Origin of the sequence: Bacteroides sp. Marseille-P3684, from assembly GCF_900291465.1 — a bacterium.
Classification (GTDB): domain Bacteria; phylum Bacteroidota; class Bacteroidia; order Bacteroidales; family Bacteroidaceae; genus Phocaeicola_A.
Genome location: NZ_LT985808.1, coordinates 3,617,079 through 3,635,974 on the forward strand (window position 1 = coordinate 3,617,079; position 18,896 = coordinate 3,635,974).

At 55.2% G+C, this 18,896-nt stretch carries 10 protein-coding genes, 2 tRNA genes and 2 rRNA genes (1 of these 14 only partly in view); 2 read left to right on the plus strand and 12 right to left on the minus strand.

Going from position 1 to position 18,896, the window contains the following annotated elements:
• From C8275_RS14180 to C8275_RS14195, 4 genes are all read right to left on the minus strand, one after another.
• Positions 1–195: ribosomal RNA gene (locus C8275_RS14180) — 23S ribosomal RNA — on the minus strand; it reaches 2,664 nt to the left of the window's first position.
• A gap of 135 nt (positions 196–330) precedes the next feature.
• Positions 331–404: transfer RNA gene (locus tag C8275_RS14185), tRNA-Ala, on the minus strand.
• Between the two features lie 74 nt (positions 405–478).
• Positions 479–552, minus strand: a tRNA-Ile gene (locus tag C8275_RS14190).
• Between the two features lie 131 nt (positions 553–683).
• Positions 684–2,217 (minus strand): 16S ribosomal RNA (locus C8275_RS14195).
• Together the 16S and 23S rRNA genes with 2 tRNA genes alongside form the textbook arrangement of a ribosomal RNA operon.
• Positions 2,218–4,165: 1,948 nt before the next feature.
• Between C8275_RS14195 and C8275_RS14205 the strand changes: the two genes are divergently transcribed.
• Positions 4,166–7,249, plus strand: a complete 3,084-nt coding sequence (locus tag C8275_RS14205) for a TonB-dependent receptor (protein ID WP_106625640.1) — start codon at positions 4,166–4,168, stop codon at positions 7,247–7,249.
• 6 nt (positions 7,250–7,255) lie between these two features.
• Positions 7,256–9,223 carry a RagB/SusD family nutrient uptake outer membrane protein gene (locus C8275_RS14210; RefSeq protein ID WP_106625641.1) on the plus strand — a complete coding sequence of 656 codons (1,968 nt, stop codon included), beginning with the start codon at positions 7,256–7,258 and terminating at the stop codon, positions 9,221–9,223.
• A gap of 103 nt (positions 9,224–9,326) precedes the next feature.
• On the opposite strand, the gene murF is transcribed toward C8275_RS14210, so the two are convergent.
• The 8 genes from murF to C8275_RS14250 form a co-directional block, all read right to left on the minus strand.
• Positions 9,327–10,637, minus strand: coding sequence for a UDP-N-acetylmuramoyl-tripeptide--D-alanyl-D-alanine ligase (gene murF / locus C8275_RS14215; protein ID WP_106625851.1), 1,311 nt, complete (start codon positions 10,635–10,637; stop codon positions 9,327–9,329).
• A 106-nt stretch (positions 10,638–10,743) separates the two neighbouring features.
• Entirely contained in the window at positions 10,744–12,231 is a 1,488-nt protein-coding gene (locus C8275_RS14220; protein ID WP_106625642.1) for an MBOAT family protein, read from the minus strand.
• Positions 12,212–13,147 (minus strand): GDSL-type esterase/lipase family protein, encoded by a 936-nt coding sequence (locus tag C8275_RS14225; RefSeq protein ID WP_157948295.1) that lies wholly within the window; start codon positions 13,145–13,147, stop codon positions 12,212–12,214. Before C8275_RS14225 ends, C8275_RS14220 begins: the two co-directional genes overlap by 20 nt.
• A complete protein-coding gene (locus C8275_RS14230; RefSeq protein WP_022384071.1) occupies positions 13,137–14,501 on the minus strand; it encodes an SGNH/GDSL hydrolase family protein in 1,365 nt (454 codons plus the stop codon). Before C8275_RS14230 ends, C8275_RS14225 begins: the two co-directional genes overlap by 11 nt.
• A gap of 1,004 nt (positions 14,502–15,505) precedes the next feature.
• Positions 15,506–16,072 carry an isochorismatase family protein gene (locus C8275_RS14235; protein WP_106625644.1) on the minus strand — a complete coding sequence of 189 codons (567 nt, stop codon included), beginning with the start codon at positions 16,070–16,072 and terminating at the stop codon, positions 15,506–15,508.
• Between the two features lie 33 nt (positions 16,073–16,105).
• A complete protein-coding gene (gene cdaA, locus C8275_RS14240; protein ID WP_106625645.1) occupies positions 16,106–16,873 on the minus strand; it encodes a diadenylate cyclase CdaA in 768 nt (255 codons plus the stop codon).
• Between the two features lie 14 nt (positions 16,874–16,887).
• A complete protein-coding gene (gene folP / locus C8275_RS14245; protein ID WP_106625646.1) occupies positions 16,888–17,760 on the minus strand; it encodes a dihydropteroate synthase in 873 nt (290 codons plus the stop codon).
• A gap of 132 nt (positions 17,761–17,892) precedes the next feature.
• Positions 17,893–18,894, minus strand: a complete 1,002-nt coding sequence (locus C8275_RS14250) for a DUF4249 domain-containing protein (protein ID WP_106625647.1) — start codon at positions 18,892–18,894, stop codon at positions 17,893–17,895.
• Between the last annotated feature and the right edge of the window lie 2 nt (positions 18,895–18,896).

The following is an 18,896-nucleotide window of genomic DNA, read 5'->3' on the forward strand; positions in this document are numbered from 1 at the left end:
TACTAAGATGTTTCAGTTCCCTGCGTTAGCCTCTGTCATTGACAGATGATGTCCCTTCAGGACACCGGGTTGTCCCATTCGGAGATCCGCGGGTCAAAGGTCATTTGCACCTCACCGCGGCTTTTCGCAGCTTATCACGTCCTTCATCGCCTCCGAGAGCCTAGGCATCCACCATGTGCCCTTATCTACTTCCTTTCCGTCTTGCGGTATTGCTACCGCTACGGATTATACTCTTGGCTCTTGCGTCTTACTGTTATTGGGTTTGTACAACATGTCAAAGATCTTCTTCCAATTGACAATTGATAATGGACAATTGACAATTCTGGACTGTGGAGAATAACGGATTCGAACCGTTGACCCCCTGCTTGCAAAGCAGGTGCTCTAGCCAGCTGAGCTAATCCCCCTTCGTTTTCCGGGCGGCAAAGGTACGCTTTTCTGTACGTTCCGCAAGCGGATGCCCGGACTTTTTTTTTCGGAGTAGTCCCAGGCAGAGTTGAACTGCCGACCTCTACATTATCAGTGTAGCGCTCTAACCAACTGAACTATAGGACTGTCAGTCTAACCTCAATCTGCCCGGACAATGCCCGGCTTCTCTGGTTCTCCTTCATATCTTTACAAACAAACATCAGCAGTACAAGACCGGATAGAAAGGTCTCCATCCTATCGGAATCCTGAAGCTCCAGAAAGGAGGTGTTCCAGCCGCACCTTCCGGTACGGCTACCTTGTTACGACTTAGCCCCAGTCACCGGTTTTACCCTAGGACGACCCTCGCGGTTACGTTCTTCAGGTACCCCCGGCTCCCATGGCTTGACGGGCGGTGTGTACAAGGCCCGGGAACGTATTCACCGCGCCATGGCTGATGCGCGATTACTAGCGAATCCAGCTTCGTGGAGCCGGGTTGCAGGCTCCAGTCCGAACTGGGAGGGGTTTTCGGGATTGGCATCCTGTCGCCAGGTAGCGGCCTTCTGTACCCCCCATTGTAACACGTGTGTAGCCCCGGACGTAAGGGCCGTGCTGATTTGACGTCATCCCCACCTTCCTCGCATCTTACGATGGCAGTCCCGGCAGAGTCCCCAGCATTACCTGATGGCAACTGCCGGCAAGGGTTGCGCTCGTTATGGCACTTAAGCCGACACCTCACGGCACGAGCTGACGACAACCATGCAGCACCTCCACAACCGCTATTGCTAGCTGTCGCGTTTCCGCGACATTCGGTTGCAGTTCAAGCCCGGGTAAGGTTCCTCGCGTATCATCGAATTAAACCACATGTTCCTCCGCTTGTGCGGGCCCCCGTCAATTCCTTTGAGTTTCACCGTTGCCGGCGTACTCCCCAGGTGGAATACTTAATGCTTTCGCTTGGCCGCTGACATTGTATCGCCAACAGCGAGTATTCATCGTTTACCGTGTGGACTACCAGGGTATCTAATCCTGTTTGATACCCACACTTTCGAGCATCAATGTCAGTTACAGCTTGGTGCACTGCCTTCGCAATCGGAGTTCTTCGTGATATCTAAGCATTTCACCGCTACACCACGAATTCCATGCACCTCAACTGCACTCAAGGCTCCCAGTTTCAACTGCAGTCCTACGGTTGAGCCGCAGAATTTCACAACTGACTTAAAAGCCCATCTACGCTCCCTTTAAACCCAATAAATCCGGATAACGCTCGCATCCTCCGTATTACCGCGGCTGCTGGCACGGAGTTAGCCGATGCTTATTCATAAGGTACATACAAACACCTACACGTAAGCGACTTTATTCCCTTATAAAAGAAGTTTACAACCCATAGGGCAGTCATCCTTCACGCTACTTGGCTGGTTCAGGCTCGCGCCCATTGACCAATATTCCTCACTGCTGCCTCCCGTAGGAGTTTGGACCGTGTCTCAGTTCCAATGTGGGGGACCTTCCTCTCAGAACCCCTATCCATCGTCGGTTAGGTGGGCCGTTACCCCGCCTACTGCCTAATGGAACGCATCCCCATCCTTTACCGGTTCGCACCTTTAATTGAATCCCCATGCGGAAATCCAATGCCATCGGGTATTAATCTTACTTTCGCAAGGCTATCCCCGAGTAAAGGGCAGGTTGGATACGTGTTACTCACCCGTGCGCCGGTCGCCATCCGAATTTCATTGCTGAAACCCTATGCTGCCCCGCGACTTGCATGTGTTAAGCCTGTAGCTAGCGTTCATCCTGAGCCAGGATCAAACTCTTCATTGTAATGAATTTCTTTAATCTCTTTTGCCCGGATTTCCGATTTCCTTTTGACTTATTGTCCAGGTTTTGACGTTGACCTTTCATACCCATTCCGCTGATTTTAAACCATCAGCAGAGCTCTTGTACTACTTGTCTGTTTGTTGCATTCTTTTCAAGTATCTAACGCTTTGCAGCGGCTTTCCTTATCGAAAGCGGATGCAAAGGTAGAGCTTTTGGGTATTCCCTCCAAACATTCTACGCACTTTTTTTGAATATTTTTTGAGGCTTTCTCCTAAAGGTTTCATTAACAGATATGTTTTACAACATGTTTTTCGGGGATTGTTTCGTGGATGTGACGGGAAAACGGGCGGGGAATGGTGGATTGGGATGGAGAGAGCAGGATGTTTGTTTGCGTTTGTTTACATTTTAAAAGGGAATTACAGAATTGGCGGGTATGGGAGATACATATAATAATGTAGGGGCGACCGGTCGGGTCGCCCGGTCCAATCCTTATTGCCCGTTATTATGGGGGACAATATTATTTGTTGGTAATTGGGGGGGGGGTGATGAAACGGGTGTTTATGGAATGTGCATTACATAGACCATCCGTTATTGGACCCGGCGTTATTGGACCATTCATTGATGGACCACCGTTATTGGGTCGGGCGTTGTTGGACCGGGCGACCAGACCGGTCGCCCCTACATTCGTGTGGTGGACATTCCGGAATTGCGTTTTGACAAAATGTCAAACGAAGGGGGCTACAATGTCTTTCCTCGCACCAAAATACGATTTGGTGGATTCGGAGGGCCTTCTCGGGCGATTCGCAAAATACAAATTGATGCAGACAGGGGTGTCGGAACAACATTCCGGAGGGTGTTGGGAACGGATGGATGTCCTTTTTCTGTTTTCTGTTCCTAATGGGTTCCTTTTTATTACCTTCCGATTTGTTGACAGCACCCTTCTTCTAGAGAGTGAAACTCACTTCTTTTTACTTCCGTTTTCCAAAGATTTGACTTCCGGGCACGAAACAATTGTGTTTGGGAGGTGAAACTATATTGTTTGAGGCGGCAAACTATATTGTTTGGCGCGCGAAACAATATTGTTCCGGGCACGTTTTGTCTGTTTTTCGAAAATGAAATGTATAGTTTTCTAAAATGAAGGGCATTTTTCCGGCGTTTCGTTTGCAATCATTCACCTTTCGTCTCCAGATTACCGGATTTTCGAAAAGGACGAGTTAGCGAGAAAGGGGGATTTTGATGTTTCTGTATTGTGAAGAGGCTAAAAGCATGGCAAAACGACAGATGATAGGACGGGCGTCCGCTAAAAACAGGGAAAGAGGAGGAAAGGGATGACGAGAAACGAATCTCGCGAAGAATCATTCAGGATTTTTCAACTTTCATCCGCTAAAAGGAACCTTCAGAAAACGAACAAGGATGGGCACAAAAATATATACAATGCACTACCGTCAGCAGAAGACAAGGCTTCCGTCCGATAAAAAACACAGCAGAGGAAAGGAAGGAGACGGCTGCTGCCTGAAAACAGAAAAGGAGCTCGGAAAACCTCACAGAAGGCTTTTCGTATGAATATACAATAAGCCCAACGAAAGCGAAGCGGCATTCCACAGATGCACGATTCGGGTCCTACATATTATGAGACAAGGAGGAAGGATGCGTCGGATAAACTGATAATAAAAACGCTAAAATCATGTGTATCATTTCGACAAGAAGGGGTAGCTGCTGAGTAATATTGCAAATTTCAACGTGAAAAAAGGCAGCAAAAAGTGAACAAAAATGTTTGGAGACATCGGGGAAACTTGCCAATATTGCAACCGGGATAGAAAAGAGACAAGAGCTTTCAAACCTATTGAACCCTGAATTAAAAGAAAAAATCCCTACACATGCAAAAGCAACCAGTCTTCTTTTCCATCCTTGACAAGTAACTAATTATTTAACAACCTAAACAACCATTTCAATGAAAAATGCCATGAATTTAAAGGCAGTGGGGCTGCTGGTACTGTTCAGCCTCATTTCTCTGTGGACCTATGCACAGAGTCTGACCGTGAAGGGCGTTGTCAAAGATTCCAATGGTGAGAGCATCATTGGTGCCAACGTCCTCGAAAAAGGTACGACAAACGGGACAATCACGGACCTGGACGGCAACTTTACACTGAAAGTGTCCGGGAAAGACGCCATCCTGCAGGTGTCTTTCGTCGGGTTCCGCTCAGAGGAAGTGTCCGTCGGTGGAAAAACAACCTTCAACATCACCTTGCAGGAAGATTCCAAAGCGCTGGAAGAGGTCGTCGTCATCGGTTATGGTAGCGCACGCCGCAGCGACGTGACCGGTTCCATCGCCTCGGTGGATGGTGACAAGCTGCGCGAGATGCCGGCAACCAACGTGACGTACGCCTTGCAGAACCGGGTGGCAGGTGTCGACATGGCACAGACGTCCTCGGCTCCGGGAGCTTCGATGCAGATACGTATCCGTGGTACGCGTTCGCTGAATGCGAGCAACGACCCGCTGATCGTGCTGGACGGAATCCCCTTCATGGGCAACCTGTCGGACATCAACCCGAGCGACATCAAGAGCCTGGACATCCTGAAGGATGCTTCGTCGACAGCTATTTACGGTTCACGCGGTGCGAACGGTGTCATCATCATCACAACCCACAAGGGCACGCAAGGCACGCCTGCCAAGTTCACATACAATGGCTATGTGGGCATGAAGAAGGTGTTCTCCAAATACCCGATGATGCACGGACAGAAGTTTGCCGAGATGCGCAAGATGGCGGGCAAGTTCGAGAATTCCGTCGACGAGTCGGATGACACGGACACGGACTGGCAGGACCTGATGTTCCGCAACGGTTATGTCAACAGCCACGACATCAGTGTTGCCGGTGGTACCCAACGCGGAGGATACAGCTTCGGTGCTGCCTACTACAAGGACCAGGGCGTAATCCCGACACAGAACTATACGCGTTACTCCGTCCGGGGCTCATTTGACCAGGGTGTGGGCGAGTATTTCCGTTTCGGACTCGTCAGCAATACCAACTACAACGTGACGAAGGGACAGAACATCGGACTCTACGGGGTGCTGGCTGCCACGCCGCTCACCAATCCGTACAACGAAGACGGAAGCTTGAAGCGGACGGTGAAATACAACAGCCAGGACGAGGCATTCGTCCTGACACGGAGCGTCGTGGAGGGTCTGTCTGACAGTTGGATTAACCGGACGGAAGGATTCGGTACCTACAACAACCTTTTCGGAGAGGTCAAGTTCCCGGGAAAGGGCGCATGGGAAGGCCTCAAATATCGCATCAACATCGGATTGAACTACCGTTCGAGCAAGAACGGAACCTTCACCGGAGAAGGGGTCAACAGCACCACGGCAGACACCCCGTCGACGGCTTCGCTCGAACATAAGGAGACTACCAACTGGACCGTGGAGAACCTTCTGACCTACGACCACACCTTCGGCAAGCATCAGCTGAACGTGGTGGGCATGTATTCAGCGGAACAGACCGTCTATACCATTTCGCACATTGCCGGACGTGACATCCCTGCCGAGTATTTCCAGTTCTACAACATCGGACGTGCCGAGAGCACCATCACCGTCGACCCTTCCAAGTGGGACTACCAGAAGAGCGGACTGATGTCGTGGATGGGACGTGTGATGTACACCTACGACAACCGTTACATGCTGATGGCGACCGTACGTGCCGACGCATCCTCCCGCCTGGCAAAAGGGCACCAATGGCACACCTATCCGGCAGTCTCCGCAGGATGGAACATCCGTCAGGAGGAATTCATGGACAACGTGAAGTGGCTCGATGCCCTGAAACTCCGCGTCGGTTACGGACAGACCTCCAACCAGGCAGTCGACCCATACAAGACCTGGGGACGGCTTGCCACCCGTCCGTATAACTTCGGTCCTACGGGCTATGCCACCGGCAAGTTCGTGTCGGAACTGCCGAACGCCGAGCTGGGCTGGGAGTACTCCTCGACCTGGAACTTCGGTCTGGACTTCACCCTGTTGGGCGGCAGACTGTCGGGAACATTGGAATACTATATCCAGAACACCACCGACCTGCTGCAGAGCGTCAGCCTGCCTTCCACCTCCGGCGTGGAACGCTACATGGCAAACGTGGGCAAGACTCGCAACCGCGGTGTCGAACTGACATTGAACGGCATCATCCTGGAGAACCGCAACGGCTGGTCATGGGATGCCAGCCTCAACCTCTCGGCTAACCGGAACAAGCTGACGTCCCTCGCTTCGGGGGCTGACCGGGACGAGCCCAACAACTGGTTCGTCGGTTATCCCATCGACTGTATCTATGACTACGAGAAGGTCGGTCTGTGGAACAGCGACGACCCCGACTTCCAATACCTCAACATCCTGGAGCCGGGCGGCAACGAAGGTATGATTAAGGTGAAATACACCGGCGAGCGTGACGAGACGGGCAAGCCGCTGCGTGCCATCGGACCTGCCGACCGCCAAATCATCAGCATGGAGCCCAAGTTCCAAGGCGGATTCAGTACACGCGTCTCCTACAAGGACTTCGACCTGAACATCATCACCGCCTTCCGTTACGGCGGCAAGCTCATCAGCACGCTGCACCACTCCAGCGGTTACCTGAACATGCTCTCCGGACGTCGCGGACAAGTCGACGTAGACTACTGGACGCCTGAGAACAAGAACGCCAACTATCCCAAGCCCGGCGGTATCAACAGCAGCGACAACCCGAAATACGGCAGCACGCTGGGACTCTTCGACGCCTCCTACTGGAAGGTGCGCAACATCACGCTGGGCTACAACTTCGACCATCAGAAGTGGGTAGAGCGCATCGGTCTCCAGAGCCTGCGTGCCTACCTGTCGGTACAGAACCCGTTCGTCATCTGCTCTCCCTTCCACAAGGAGACCGGACTTGACCCGGAAACCAATTCGTACGGCGACGAGAACGTGGCAGTGACCGGTGCCATCCAACACCGTTTCCTGACCGTGGGTACCAACTCACCGTCGACCCGCAACTTCTTATTCGGTATTAACTTAACATTCTAACGAAGCATGACAATGAAAAGCATATCCATCCCCGCCCGTCTGTTGGGAACGGCATTCCTTGCCCTCTCACTGACGACCTCCTGCTCGGACATCCTCGACGAGCAACCGCGCAGCACCTACGACCCGTCGTTCTTCAAGACGGAAAAAGGTGTCGAGGGAGGCATCACCTCCATGTATGCCCACCTGCGCTACATCTACGGACAAGCCTACTACTACAACTCCTGCCAGACCGGTACGGACGAAGCTACCTATGGCTTCAGTGCCGACGGCAACTTCAAGGACGCCGACCTCTCGGGCGTCGGCAACCTGACGGCATCGACCAGCCGGAGCGACGCCTTGTGGGGAACTGCCTTCTCCAACATCAACACGGCCAACGGCGTCATCGAGAACGGCGCTTCCGTGGGCATCTCCGAAGCATTGGTTTCGGAGGCACGCTTCTTCCGCGCCTTCGACTACTTCCTGCTCGTGCAGACCTTCGGCGGTGTGCCTCTTGATATGGGAGCCGGTGAATTGAAGTTCAACATTAACCCCAACCGCGTCTCGGTGCGGAACACCGTGCCCGAAGTCTACACGAAAGCCATCTTCCCGGACCTGCTGAAAGCGGTCGAGAACCTGCCTGAACAGCCACGCGTGAAAGGCGGCGTCACCAAGACCGTCGCACGGCTCTACCTCTCGAAGGCGTACCTGACTTATGCCTGGTGGCTGAAGAACCCCAACCAGATACCAACCTATCCGGAGTGTCCGCGTACAGACCCCGACGGACACGATGCCGCCTGGTATTTCCAGCAGGCGTATGATGTGGCGGTGAAGGCCATCGAGAACCCCGGTCCCTTCGGCTTGCAGGAGAGCTTCTGGCAGGTCAATGCCGGACCGAACGACCGCAACAACGAGATTCTCCTCTATGCCGACCACACGCAGGAGGACGAGTACTACAACGGCGGAAGTCTCAGCTACGGCAGCGGCGGTGCACCCGACAACTTCGCCGGCTGGATGGTGAACTGGAACTACACCGACGCACGTTCATCCGACGGCAAGTCCGTGCTCATCCGTACTGCCGAACAAAGCTACGGTCGTCCGTGGAACCGCATGGCACCGCCCCAGGGAGTCTTCACCCATACCTTTGCCGACAAGACGCACGACTCGCGCTTCGACGGAACGTTTACCACCGTCTACCGCGGCAACTGGTCGACGAACGGGAAGACCTGGGAGTCAGTCCCCAATGCCAACGGCATGCAGGTGAAAGAGCGGGAACCTGTCTTCTCGTTCGTAGCAGAAGACATGGACAAGGTAAACTACTCGGAAGAGGCAGCCAAGCAGAACAACCTGGGTGCAGGGACACTGCCGGGACGTGCCGACTGGGTATTGGGACTGGACAAGGTCAGCCGCTATGCCTATCCGGGACTGTGGAAGCTCGGCCCGTACCGCACTGACAATGGTTCGGGACCCGGACAACCGAACGCCGGAAGTACCCGTCCGTATAACATCGCCAAGTTCTCCGAACTCTACCTGCTGGCAGCCGAAGCTGCCGTCGAGGGAGCCCGGACACAAGCCGGGAAGACTGCCCGTGACCTGGTGAATGTGCTCCGTGCACGTGCCGGACGGTGGACGTACAGCAACGCGGAATACAAGGAGGTCGACCGTGACTTCAGTGCCGAGATGGTGGCAGCAACCCCGGCGACCATCGACATCAACTACATCCTCGACGAGCGCAGCCGCGAGTTCTTCGGTGAAGGCTACCGCTGGTTCGACCTGGTGCGTACGCAGAAGTGGAACGAGTATGCCGACACCTACACCATCTGCGGCAAACTGCCCGAACAGGGATACAACGTCAAGACGGACCACACGCCGAAGACGCATCAGCGCACCATCAAGCCCTTCCACTACCTCCGCCCCATTCCGCAAGGACAGCTGGACGGCATGGAGATGAGTGCCGATGAGAAGAAGGCCTACCAGAATCCGGGCTATCGTGACTAAGCCTGTCTGAGGGACAACAGCCCTGCTGATACAGCAAGAGGGTGCATCAAAGTGAGCCGACGGCTCTCCCTTGATGCACCCTCTTTATATAGGTATGCGTTGGTTACAGGTAGGGAACGACGGAAGCCAGCTTCATGCTGTTCGAACCCTTGATCAAGACGTAATAGCCGGACAGGGGTTCCTGTTTCAATGCCTCGATGACCTCGTCCGCCGTACGGAAGAAGCGTGCTTTGGGAGGAACAGCGTCGGCAAACTCCTCACCGACCAGCCACACCCGGTCGAAGCCGTCAGCCGACACAGCCTCTGCCACCGCCCGGTGTTCCCGGGCACTGTACTCGCCCAGTTCCTTCATGGCACCCAGGATGACCATCTTCGGCGATACGGTCATCTGACGGAAGTTGTCCAACGCGGCTGCCATACTTGTCGGGTTGGCGTTGTAGGCGTCGATAATCAGGTGGTTGTGCGCTGTCTGCTCCAGCTGGGAACGATTATTGCTCGGCACATAGGCCTCCAGGGCTGCATCGATGCGGTCGGACGGCACACCGAAGTAGCGTCCGATGGTGACGGCTGCCAGCAGGTTGTCCACATTGTATGCCCCGATGAGGTGGGTGGCAACGTGGTGCCACTCCTCTCCCCCGCTCTGCCAACGGAAGTGCAGGAAGGGGGAGCACTCCACCACTTCACCGCAGACGGCAGGTTGCTGTCCGTCGGTCTGCGGACGTCCGTAGCGCACTGCCTCCAGTCCGTCGGCGATACGCGCCAGGTAGGGATTGTCGTTGTGCAGGAAGATGACTGACTGCGGACGCGTCCGCAGGAAATCATACAGTTCACCCTTCGTGCGGATGACCCCTTCGAAGGAGCCGAAGCCTTGCAGGTGAGCCTTCCCGACGTTGGTGATGATGCCATAATCCGGCTCGACGATGTTCACCAGTTCCCGGATGTCACCCGGATGGTTCGCCCCCATCTCCACCACAGCCAGTTCGTCGTCTGCCGTGAGACGGAGCAAGGTCAGCGGCACACCAATCTGGTTGTTCAGGTTGCCCTGCGTATAGAGCACACGGAAGCGTTGCATCAGCACGTGGGCAATCAGTTCCTTGGTCGTGGTCTTGCCGTTCGTGCCTGTAATGCCGATGATGCGTGTGCCCAACTGACGGCGGTGATAATTCGCCAGCTGCTGGAGAGTGGAGAGCACATCGTCCACCAGGATTAGCCGTCCGTCGGCAGCATCGGCATAAGCCGGATTGTCAATCACGGCATAGGCACAGCCCTGTTCCAAAGCGGACTTGGCAAAGGCGTTGCCGTCGAACGAAGCGCCTTTGAGGGCAAAAAACAGACTCCCCTCCGGGCAGTGACGGCTGTCGGTCGTCACCTGCGGATGGGAGCGGAATATTTCATAAAGCGATACGAGGTCCATAATGACTTGATTCTTGAATTCGGGCGCAAACTTACGCAAATTCATGATACGACGGTGCGCAAACCGGACAAAGTGCAAGAAGAATCTGCACGGCGTCCGCCTTCCGTCAGAACTGGAAGTAGATGAACGGCTGGATGTCGCTCGTCTTCACCTGGATGACCACGTAGATGATGAGAATGAGCAGGAGCGCCTGTGCCACGAGCGGCAGACGGATGACACCGCGCTGGCATGCCTCCTCCCAACGGTCGGGCAGGAAATGGAGCACAAAGCCGACTGCCATGAAGGCAAATACCATCTTGTAGCCGTCCACGAGTTGACCGAAGAGCTGGGGCTGGAAGTTGGCGACAATCTGGTGAATCATCGTCCACGAGGCTTCAAAGGTGCTGTTGCGGAAGAATATCCAGCAGAGGCACACGAGGTGGAACGTCAGCAGGATGCCCAGGACTCGTCGGATGCCCCGGCTCTGGTAGTGCTTGTCGCGTCCGAGCAGGCTTCGCCAGAACTTATGGAGCGCCAGTGCAATGCCGTGGATGGCACCCCAGAACACGAAGTTCCACGATGCGCCGTGCCACAGTCCGCCCAGCAGCATGGTCATGAAGAGGTTGAAGTAGGTGCGCAGCTTCCCGCGGCGGTTGCCTCCCATCGAGATGTAGAGGTAGTCGCGCAGCCAGGTCGACAGCGAGATGTGCCAGCGGTGCCAGAACTCCGTGATGGACGAAGCCTTGTAGGGCGAACGGAAGTTGAGCGGGAAATGAAAGCCCAGCAACAGGGCCAGACCGATAGCCATATCGCTGTAGCCCGAGAAGTCGCAGTAGATTTGCAGGGCATAGCCATAGACGCCGAAGAGGTTCTCGATGCCCGAATACAAGCCGGGGTTGTCGAAGATGCGCTCCACGAAGTTCACGCTGATGTAGTCCGAGAGGATGGCCTTCTTGAACAGACCGGCAGCGATGAAGTAGACACCGCGTCCGAACATCTCGGGAGTCACCACTACCGGACGGCGTATCTGCGGAATGAAGTCACGGGCACGGACGATGGGGCCTGCCACCAGCTGCGGGAAGAAGGACACGAAGAAGGCATAGTCGAGCGGATTGCGCAACGCCTTCAGCTCGCCCCGGTAGACGTCGAGCGTATAGCTCAGCGACTGGAAGGTGAAGAACGAGATGCCCACCGGAAGGAAGATGTCGAGGGCATGGAACTGACCGCCCCACAACGGAGCCAGCATCTCGTAGAAGAAGTTGGTGTACTTGAAGTAGCACAGCAGTCCCAGGTTGATGCACAGACTGGTGATGAGCAGGGCGCGGCGTGCCCCCTTGCGTTCCGTCCGTTCCATGAGCCGTGCCAGCGTGAAGTCGCTCAGCGTGACCACTGCCAGCAGGAAGAAGTAGGTCCCGCTGCTCTTGTAGTAGAAATAGTAGGAGAAGAGCACCACAAACAGCAGGCGCAGGGTCGTGGTCTTCTTCAACAGCAGATAGACCAGGCTGAAGCCCAGGAAGAGGAACAGGAAGAGTCCGCTGCTGAAAATCATCGGTTGCTGCGCGTCGTAAGTCAGCACGTCGCACAGACGGTTCATATCAATTTGCCACATAGTCATTGAATGCTTTTAAGAGGGCTTCGCCCAATAGGTTTCCTTGAATGGTATAGCCTTGATGGGTGAAGTGCACTTGGTCACGCTGCATCAGGCGGTTGGTTCTCCAGTTGGCACACGCGCTGCGTGCCCCTCCTGCCAGGTTGTACAGGTCCCACACGGGCAGGTCGCGTGCTTCGGCAAACTCCAGGATGGTGTCCACCGCCTTTGCCGTCCGCGGGTTGATGATACGCCGGCGACGGCTGGCACGGACGTAGGAACCGGGTGGAGTGGTCAGCATCACCTCCGCATCGGGCACATAGTGACGGAGCAGGGTGAGCAGGGCATCCATCTGTGCATAGTGCTCCACGGGGTCGTAACGCCGGTTGTGGCTCTCGTTCGTGCCGAACGACAGGATGACGAGGTCGGGCATGAGCGAGGCCACCTTGTCCATCTGTTCCGTGTTGCAGAACTCGGCAGCGGTGGCGCCGTTGATGCCGATGGCGTGATAGACCAGTCCCGGTGCCCCGGTCTCACGGGCGAGGGCAGTCGTCTGGTAGGTGATGGCATCGGGATGGACCGCCTGGCTGCCCCATGCCGCTTCGAGTGTATGGCGTGCAGCCACGGAGAACATGTGTCCCCGCACATGCGAATCGCCCAGCTGGACGATGCGCACAGGCTCCGTCCCCTGACAGAGCTTCTCGAAGAAGGGTGAAAGTTGTTCGGCGCGGAGGATGCAGTTCGTCCCGGCATTGCGAAACGTCCGGGGCAGTGAATTGCCGACCGTCACCGGGTCATGCAGGGGAGCCGTCCCGTGCTGCACGTGGAGGACGGGATTCCGCAACGTGTCCTGCGGTGACAGACGGTCGGGAATCCGGTCCTGTGCTGTCGCCCCCACGGCACAGCCCAGCAGGAGGAGCCACAGCCACAGTCTACTGTTCATTCTCGTATGCCTTCCGTTTGTCATATTGTTCTTTCCCATAAATCAAAGTCTCGTAGAGTTGTTTTGCCAGCACCTTTCCGCCGTGGAAGTTGATGTGCGTATAATCCAGGTTCGCCTGGGCAGGCTTTGCCTGGACCATCCGACGGATACTGCCCTCGCCTCCCATGGCGTCATAGAGGTTCCAGAACGCCACACCTGCCTTGGCGGCGATGGTCTGCTGGTAACGGATGAGGTTCTTCACACCGGGCATCGTGCGCAGGTTGCCCTCCTCGTCCTTGTGCTCGCGGTCTCCCACACCGACGACGAGGATGCCTGCCTGCGGGAATGCCTCCTTCAGGTGCTCGATGACGGTCAGCATGCCGCGTTCGTAGCCGTCGTAGTTGCTGCCTCGCGGCGTAGCGACGTTCAGTCCGAACTGCAGCACGATGAGGTCATAGGGACGGTAGGCGTTGAACTGTCTCAGGCGGCTCATGGGGATGCTGCGCATGGTCAGTCCGCTGCTGCTGCGCACTCCGAAGTTGTCGACAGCAATACCCGTCCGTCCATCCATGGCAAAGCCGTAGAAGGTTGCCGTGTCGGCACGGTTCACGGTCCAGCGGACCCGCTTGATGTTGCCGGTGCAGTCGAGTTTCTGCAGACGTCCGTTGCCCTCGACCGTCCGGGGCTCTCCATCCACCCCGTTGACCGTGGTGGTGAGGGTCACGGGACCCTTGTTCTCAAAGAAGATGGTCGCCACCTCGCAGCTGTCGAGTCGTCCGCGGCTCACCTTCGGAGTCTGTGCCTCCACGTACGCCCCTTCACGGGGAATGAAGTAGTGTCCGGAGAGTCCCAGCCGGGCAGGGTCATAGCCCAGCGAGTCGAGTATACCGCGCGTGCGCCATCCGCCGAAGTTGTGACGGACGGTCTGACGGAAGCCGTGCGTGTTGGACGTGATGTCAACAAAGCCTACCCCGCAACCGCCGTAACGTGCCTGCAACAGGTCGCGCAGGTCGCCCGTCAGGATATCCGCCTCGATGAACGAGTCGCCGAAGTAAGCGATGCGCACAGGACGTTGGCTGACGTGGGACAAGGCTTCATAAAAGGGCTTCATGCCCCGTTGGGTGGAGTCGGCATAGTCCTCGATGCAGGTCAGTCCGGTCTTGCAGGTATCCACAAAAGCCGGTTTGACGGGAGGAGGCAGGGGGACTGTGTCGAGCAACTCGGGTTCCGGTTCCTTGACTTCCACGTCAGAGAGCAGGTTGACCCGACGGAGGGTGTAGCCGTTGATGGTGATGGCAGGCAGGAAATGCAGCCCCAGCAGGGCGACCACCACCAGCAACGTCAAGATAAACGTACGTGAGAGATAATTCTTCATTGTTTGCAATTTGAGGTGCAAAGTTACGTGTTCACGGTGGAGTAGCACAGCTTTCCCGTCTGTTTTTTCGCGCATCGGAGCAAGAAGACGTGCCCGACACCCTGTTTTCAGCCGCCGGTAATACGGAATACATCGCCCGGACATTTGCATTTGACCGTGCAAACACAAGCCTTTGACCGGACAAACACAAGCCTTTGATACGGCAAACATAAGTGTTTGATATATCAAAGTATTATACTTAGCCTGCCAAAGTATTATACTTAGCCTGCCAAAGTATTATACTTAGGTCTATCAAACTACTATGTTTGCCAGGTCAAACACTTGTGTTTGGTGTGTCAAACTAATGTGTTTCATCTGTCGAATGGCTGTATTTGCCGGGGCAAAGTCCGGACTACGGGAGGAACAGTGAGGTCTGTAAACATACAAAATCCGGCTATAAGACAGACTTATAACCGGATTCTGCATCCACACGCACAAAAGCCTGTGCGGCGTATATCCGAACTCAATATCTTAATCCGATGGACAGGTAGGCACCTCCATAGTTGGCAACGCCTTTGGTACGTGAATCGAGGAACCTGTATCCCAACTCAACGACCGGGGAGAATTTCCCGGCATTCATGTACCATGCCAACGATGCGTCGTACGTGGTTCGCTTTCAGTCGGGATTAGCCAGACATCCCAAGGCCTTTGCACGCACCAACACTTCTTCATACGATTAAGTTTAGGAATTAACGGCTGAAAATTACACGATTTATCTGTAATCTCCAACCTAAAAGCTATATTCTTTTCTTATTCCCCATCAAATAATGTTATATCGTAACCTGTCAAGCGTAAAATAGCGGAATTCATAAGCATAAAAATCCCCGCACGCCTTTTCCTCGGAGGAGGAACGGGACGGTGCGGGGACGTCGTGATTCTAACTACTGCTTGTCTTTATCGGATTTCCTTGATAACCTCCACCAGGCGGGTGAAGTCCTGCGGGTAGACATCGCCGATATATACTGTCATCGGCTACATGACAAACCGAACTGTGTGATCATAGCATCAAGGGCTTTTCCTCCGTCCAATGAAGGAGCAAAACGTTGCAACACATTGAACAAGTCTTTGCCTAGCATCTCCATACCATCCCGGAGCGTGTTTAGCACACAAATATCCCCGGCAAGCCCACAAATGTCAATCCTGTCTATCCCCTCTCGCTTCACAATATCCTGGATAACCTTTCCTGCCTCAACGTTCTTGAAGATGGAATATTCCTCAACCGACGGCTCTTGCCCTTTATAAAGGAATGTCACTTCGCCTTTTGTAAGATATAAAGGCTCCATCAGAGGTTGCCAGATGGAAGCCCCGGCTGTATCATGTATGCAGTGTTGCGGCCAATCGCCGCCAAAAGGCTTGAAGGAACAATGATTGAAAGGATGACGGTCTGCGGTGATGATTTTATGTGAATAACATCCGTTATTGTCACGGATATAATCGGCCAACTCAGTCATTGCCTGTTCTGCGTTAGGGACAGGCAATGTACCGGTTATGAAATCAATCTGAGGGTCTATGATAAGCAGCAGTTTGTTCATAGGATTATGAGTTAGTTTTTAACAGGCGGCTTTTCAGTTCAGCTCACGGGTGAGGAAGCTCTCCAGCTCCTCGGCGGACAGACGCAGGTGGAACTCGCCCTTGAACGCGATGGAGATGCCACCTGTCTCCTCCGACACGATGACAGCCAGTGCGTCCGTCTGCTGGGAAACTCCCAGGGCGGCACGATGGCGCAAGCCCAACTTCTTGGGGATGTCGAGGCTGTGCGATACCGGGAGGATGCAACCGGCAGCGGTGATGCGTTTGTGGCGGATAATCATGGCACCGTCGTGGAGCGGACTGTTCTTGAAGAAGATATTCTCGATGAGACGCTGGTTCAGGTTGGCATCGATGGTGTCGCCCGTATGGATGATGTCGTTGAGGGGGATGTTGCGCTCGAACACCATGAGGGCACCGACCTTCTGCTTGCTCATGTTCATGCACGCCATGACGATGGGCATGATGTCGGAGTGTTCCACCTTCTCCTTCTTGCCTCCCGTGAGCAGACGGAACAGACGGCTGACCTTCTCATGGGAACCCAGCATCTGGAGGAAGTGACGCACATCGTCCTGGAACAGGATAATGAGGGCGATGGCTCCCACCTTGACCAACTGGTCGAAGATGGCTCCCAGCAGACGCATCTCCAGCACCTGCGCCACCAACAGCCACAGCAGGATGAAGATAAGGACGCCTGTGAAAATCTTTACCGAGCCTGACTCTTTCATGAACTTGTAGGCGTAGTAAAGCAGGAGGGCTACCGAGAGAATGTCGATGATGTCTTTTATTTCAATGGAGAATATCATGGGCTAAGATACTTTTATCGGGTAAATGGTTCGGGGGCGGAAAGGGCGGACTGCCGCATCGCTTCCACCAGACGTACGGCCTCGACGGCTGCCTTGACGTCGTGCACACGCAGGATGTGTGCCCCCTTCATCAGGGCGATGGTGTTCAGGACGGTCGTCCCGTTGAGGGCGTCGGCAGGTGTCCCGCCCAGCAGCTTATATATCATGGACTTCCGCGAGATGCCTACCAGCAGGGGCAGGTCAAACGTACGCACGAACTCCTCCAGGTGTGCCATCAGCTCGTAGTTGTGCTCCAGCGTCTTGCCGAAGCCGAAGCCGGGGTCGAGGATGAGGTCGTTCACCCCCATGTCGTGCAGACGGTGGATGCGTTCGGCAAAGTAGACGAACACCTCACGCATCAGGCAGTCGTAGTGGGGGGCGTGCTGCATGGTCTGCGGCGTACCCTGCATGTGCATCATGATGTAGGACACCTGCAGGCGGGCGACCGTGTCGAACATCCGCTCGTCCATGGCTCCGGCAGCAATGTCGTTGATGATGCCGACTCCATAGTCACCGACGCAGCGTTCTGCCACATCCGCCCGGAAGGTGTCGACCGAAACGATGGCATCGGGGCACTCCTCACGCACGATGCGCAGTCCGCGGTGCAGCCGTTCCATCTCCTCCTCTGCCGTGATGTGTGCGGCATCCGGACGGGATGAATAGGCACCGATGTCGATGATGGAGGCGCCTTCCTCCACAATCTGACGGCAACGGAGCCGGATTTCGTCTTCAGTCTGCTTGCGACTGCCTGCATAGAAAGAATCGGGGGTCACATTGAGGATTCCCATTACCCGGGGAACGGACAGGTCAAAGAGCGTCCCGTGTATGTTGAGCGAATAGTTCTTCATAAATCCGTAGGTTTACATCGGCAAAAGTACACACAATAATTGATACCCGAACGCTTCATGCCCCGAAAGTTGCTCCCGTTTCAGACGCGACGGGACAAAGTGAAACCTCCCTGCAAAGACCTGACTCCCGGTTCAGGAGGGGTTGTCAAGCCATCCGGTCTCCACAATCCGGCATCCGCCCAACACGCCGAAGCCGCCTTCCACATTGGTATAGAGGTTGCGAAGGGGAGCCAGTCCGGCATGTCCCAGCTCGTTGTTCGCATTGTCGTTGAGAGACTTCAAGTAACGGTACATCTCGGGAGAGAGCGTGTAAAGCCGGAGCTTGTAGGTGTGCAGTTGGCTTCTGCGCTCCCCTTCCTCCTCCCAGACTCCATCCGCGGAATAGTAGCCGTTCATGCGCAGGGTGTAGGTCTTGCCCTGCACCAGGCGATCGTCCCAGATGTAGAGGTTCTGGTAGTAGTCGTCATACAGCTCGAAGACCGAGTTCAGTCCGGTGGAACTCTCCATCAGCGGCTCATCGTCCGCCTCCAGGTAGAACGGGTTGATATAGGCCTCCTCCACCTCGGAGGCAATGAGGGTGCCGTGCTCGTCGAAGAGCTCCCGCTTGTACTCGGACTTGTGCAGCACATGCACGCCGTAGCAGTCGTCCGTTCCGTCCGGGTCGGCAAACGTGATGCGGAACTGCACCATCCGGTCATCAACACCCGGCTTGACAGCCAGGTCCACCTCCTTCAGGGGGAATGCCGACGGGATGACCGTGTGTGCCTGGATGGGTGGCAGGTCTTCCGCCTCAGCAGTGAGGTCGATGGCATCGCCCTCGTGCCACTGCCCGACAACGTAGTAACATCCGGCAGGGACCGTCGGCGTGCCCTTCTCACTGCGAAGGACAAGCTGTTCCTCTCCGTTGACGGAAAAGACAATCCGTACGCCTTGCAGCGGCTCCGGTTCTGCCCGACGTTTGTGTACGGGGACACTGCGCGAGAGCTGTATCAGCGTCGTGTCCAGTCCGGCACAAGGCATGCAGTAGAGCACCAGCCGCTCGTCCGACCGCACATCGTCGAGGTCGAGCTTGTCGTTGCAGGCTGCCAGCAGGAGGAGCAGGCAGCAGGAAAGGTATGCTTTCAGATTCATCATGC

Excerpts from the sequence above, each read along its gene's own strand:
- C8275_RS14225 (WP_157948295.1), bottom strand. The coding sequence starts at position 13,147 with ATGAACAGTAGACTGTGGCTGTGGCTCCTCCTGCTGGGCTGTGCCGTG.
- C8275_RS14230 (WP_022384071.1), bottom strand. The coding sequence starts at position 14,501 with ATGAAGAATTATCTCTCACGTACGTTTATCTTGACGTTGCTGGTGGTG.
- C8275_RS14220 (WP_106625642.1), bottom strand. The coding sequence starts at position 12,231 with ATGACTATGTGGCAAATTGATATGAACCGTCTGTGCGACGTGCTGACT.
- folP (WP_106625646.1), bottom strand. The coding sequence starts at position 17,760 with ATGAAGAACTATTCGCTCAACATACACGGGACGCTCTTTGACCTGTCC.
- C8275_RS14235 (WP_106625644.1), bottom strand. The coding sequence starts at position 16,072 with ATGAACAAACTGCTGCTTATCATAGACCCTCAGATTGATTTCATAACC.
- C8275_RS14205 (WP_106625640.1), top strand. The coding sequence starts at position 4,166 with ATGAAAAATGCCATGAATTTAAAGGCAGTGGGGCTGCTGGTACTGTTC.
- C8275_RS14250 (WP_106625647.1), bottom strand. The coding sequence starts at position 18,894 with ATGATGAATCTGAAAGCATACCTTTCCTGCTGCCTGCTCCTCCTGCTG.
- C8275_RS14210 (WP_106625641.1), top strand. The coding sequence starts at position 7,256 with ATGACAATGAAAAGCATATCCATCCCCGCCCGTCTGTTGGGAACGGCA.
- murF (WP_106625851.1), bottom strand. The coding sequence starts at position 10,637 with ATGGACCTCGTATCGCTTTATGAAATATTCCGCTCCCATCCGCAGGTG.
- cdaA (WP_106625645.1), bottom strand. The coding sequence starts at position 16,873 with ATGATATTCTCCATTGAAATAAAAGACATCATCGACATTCTCTCGGTA.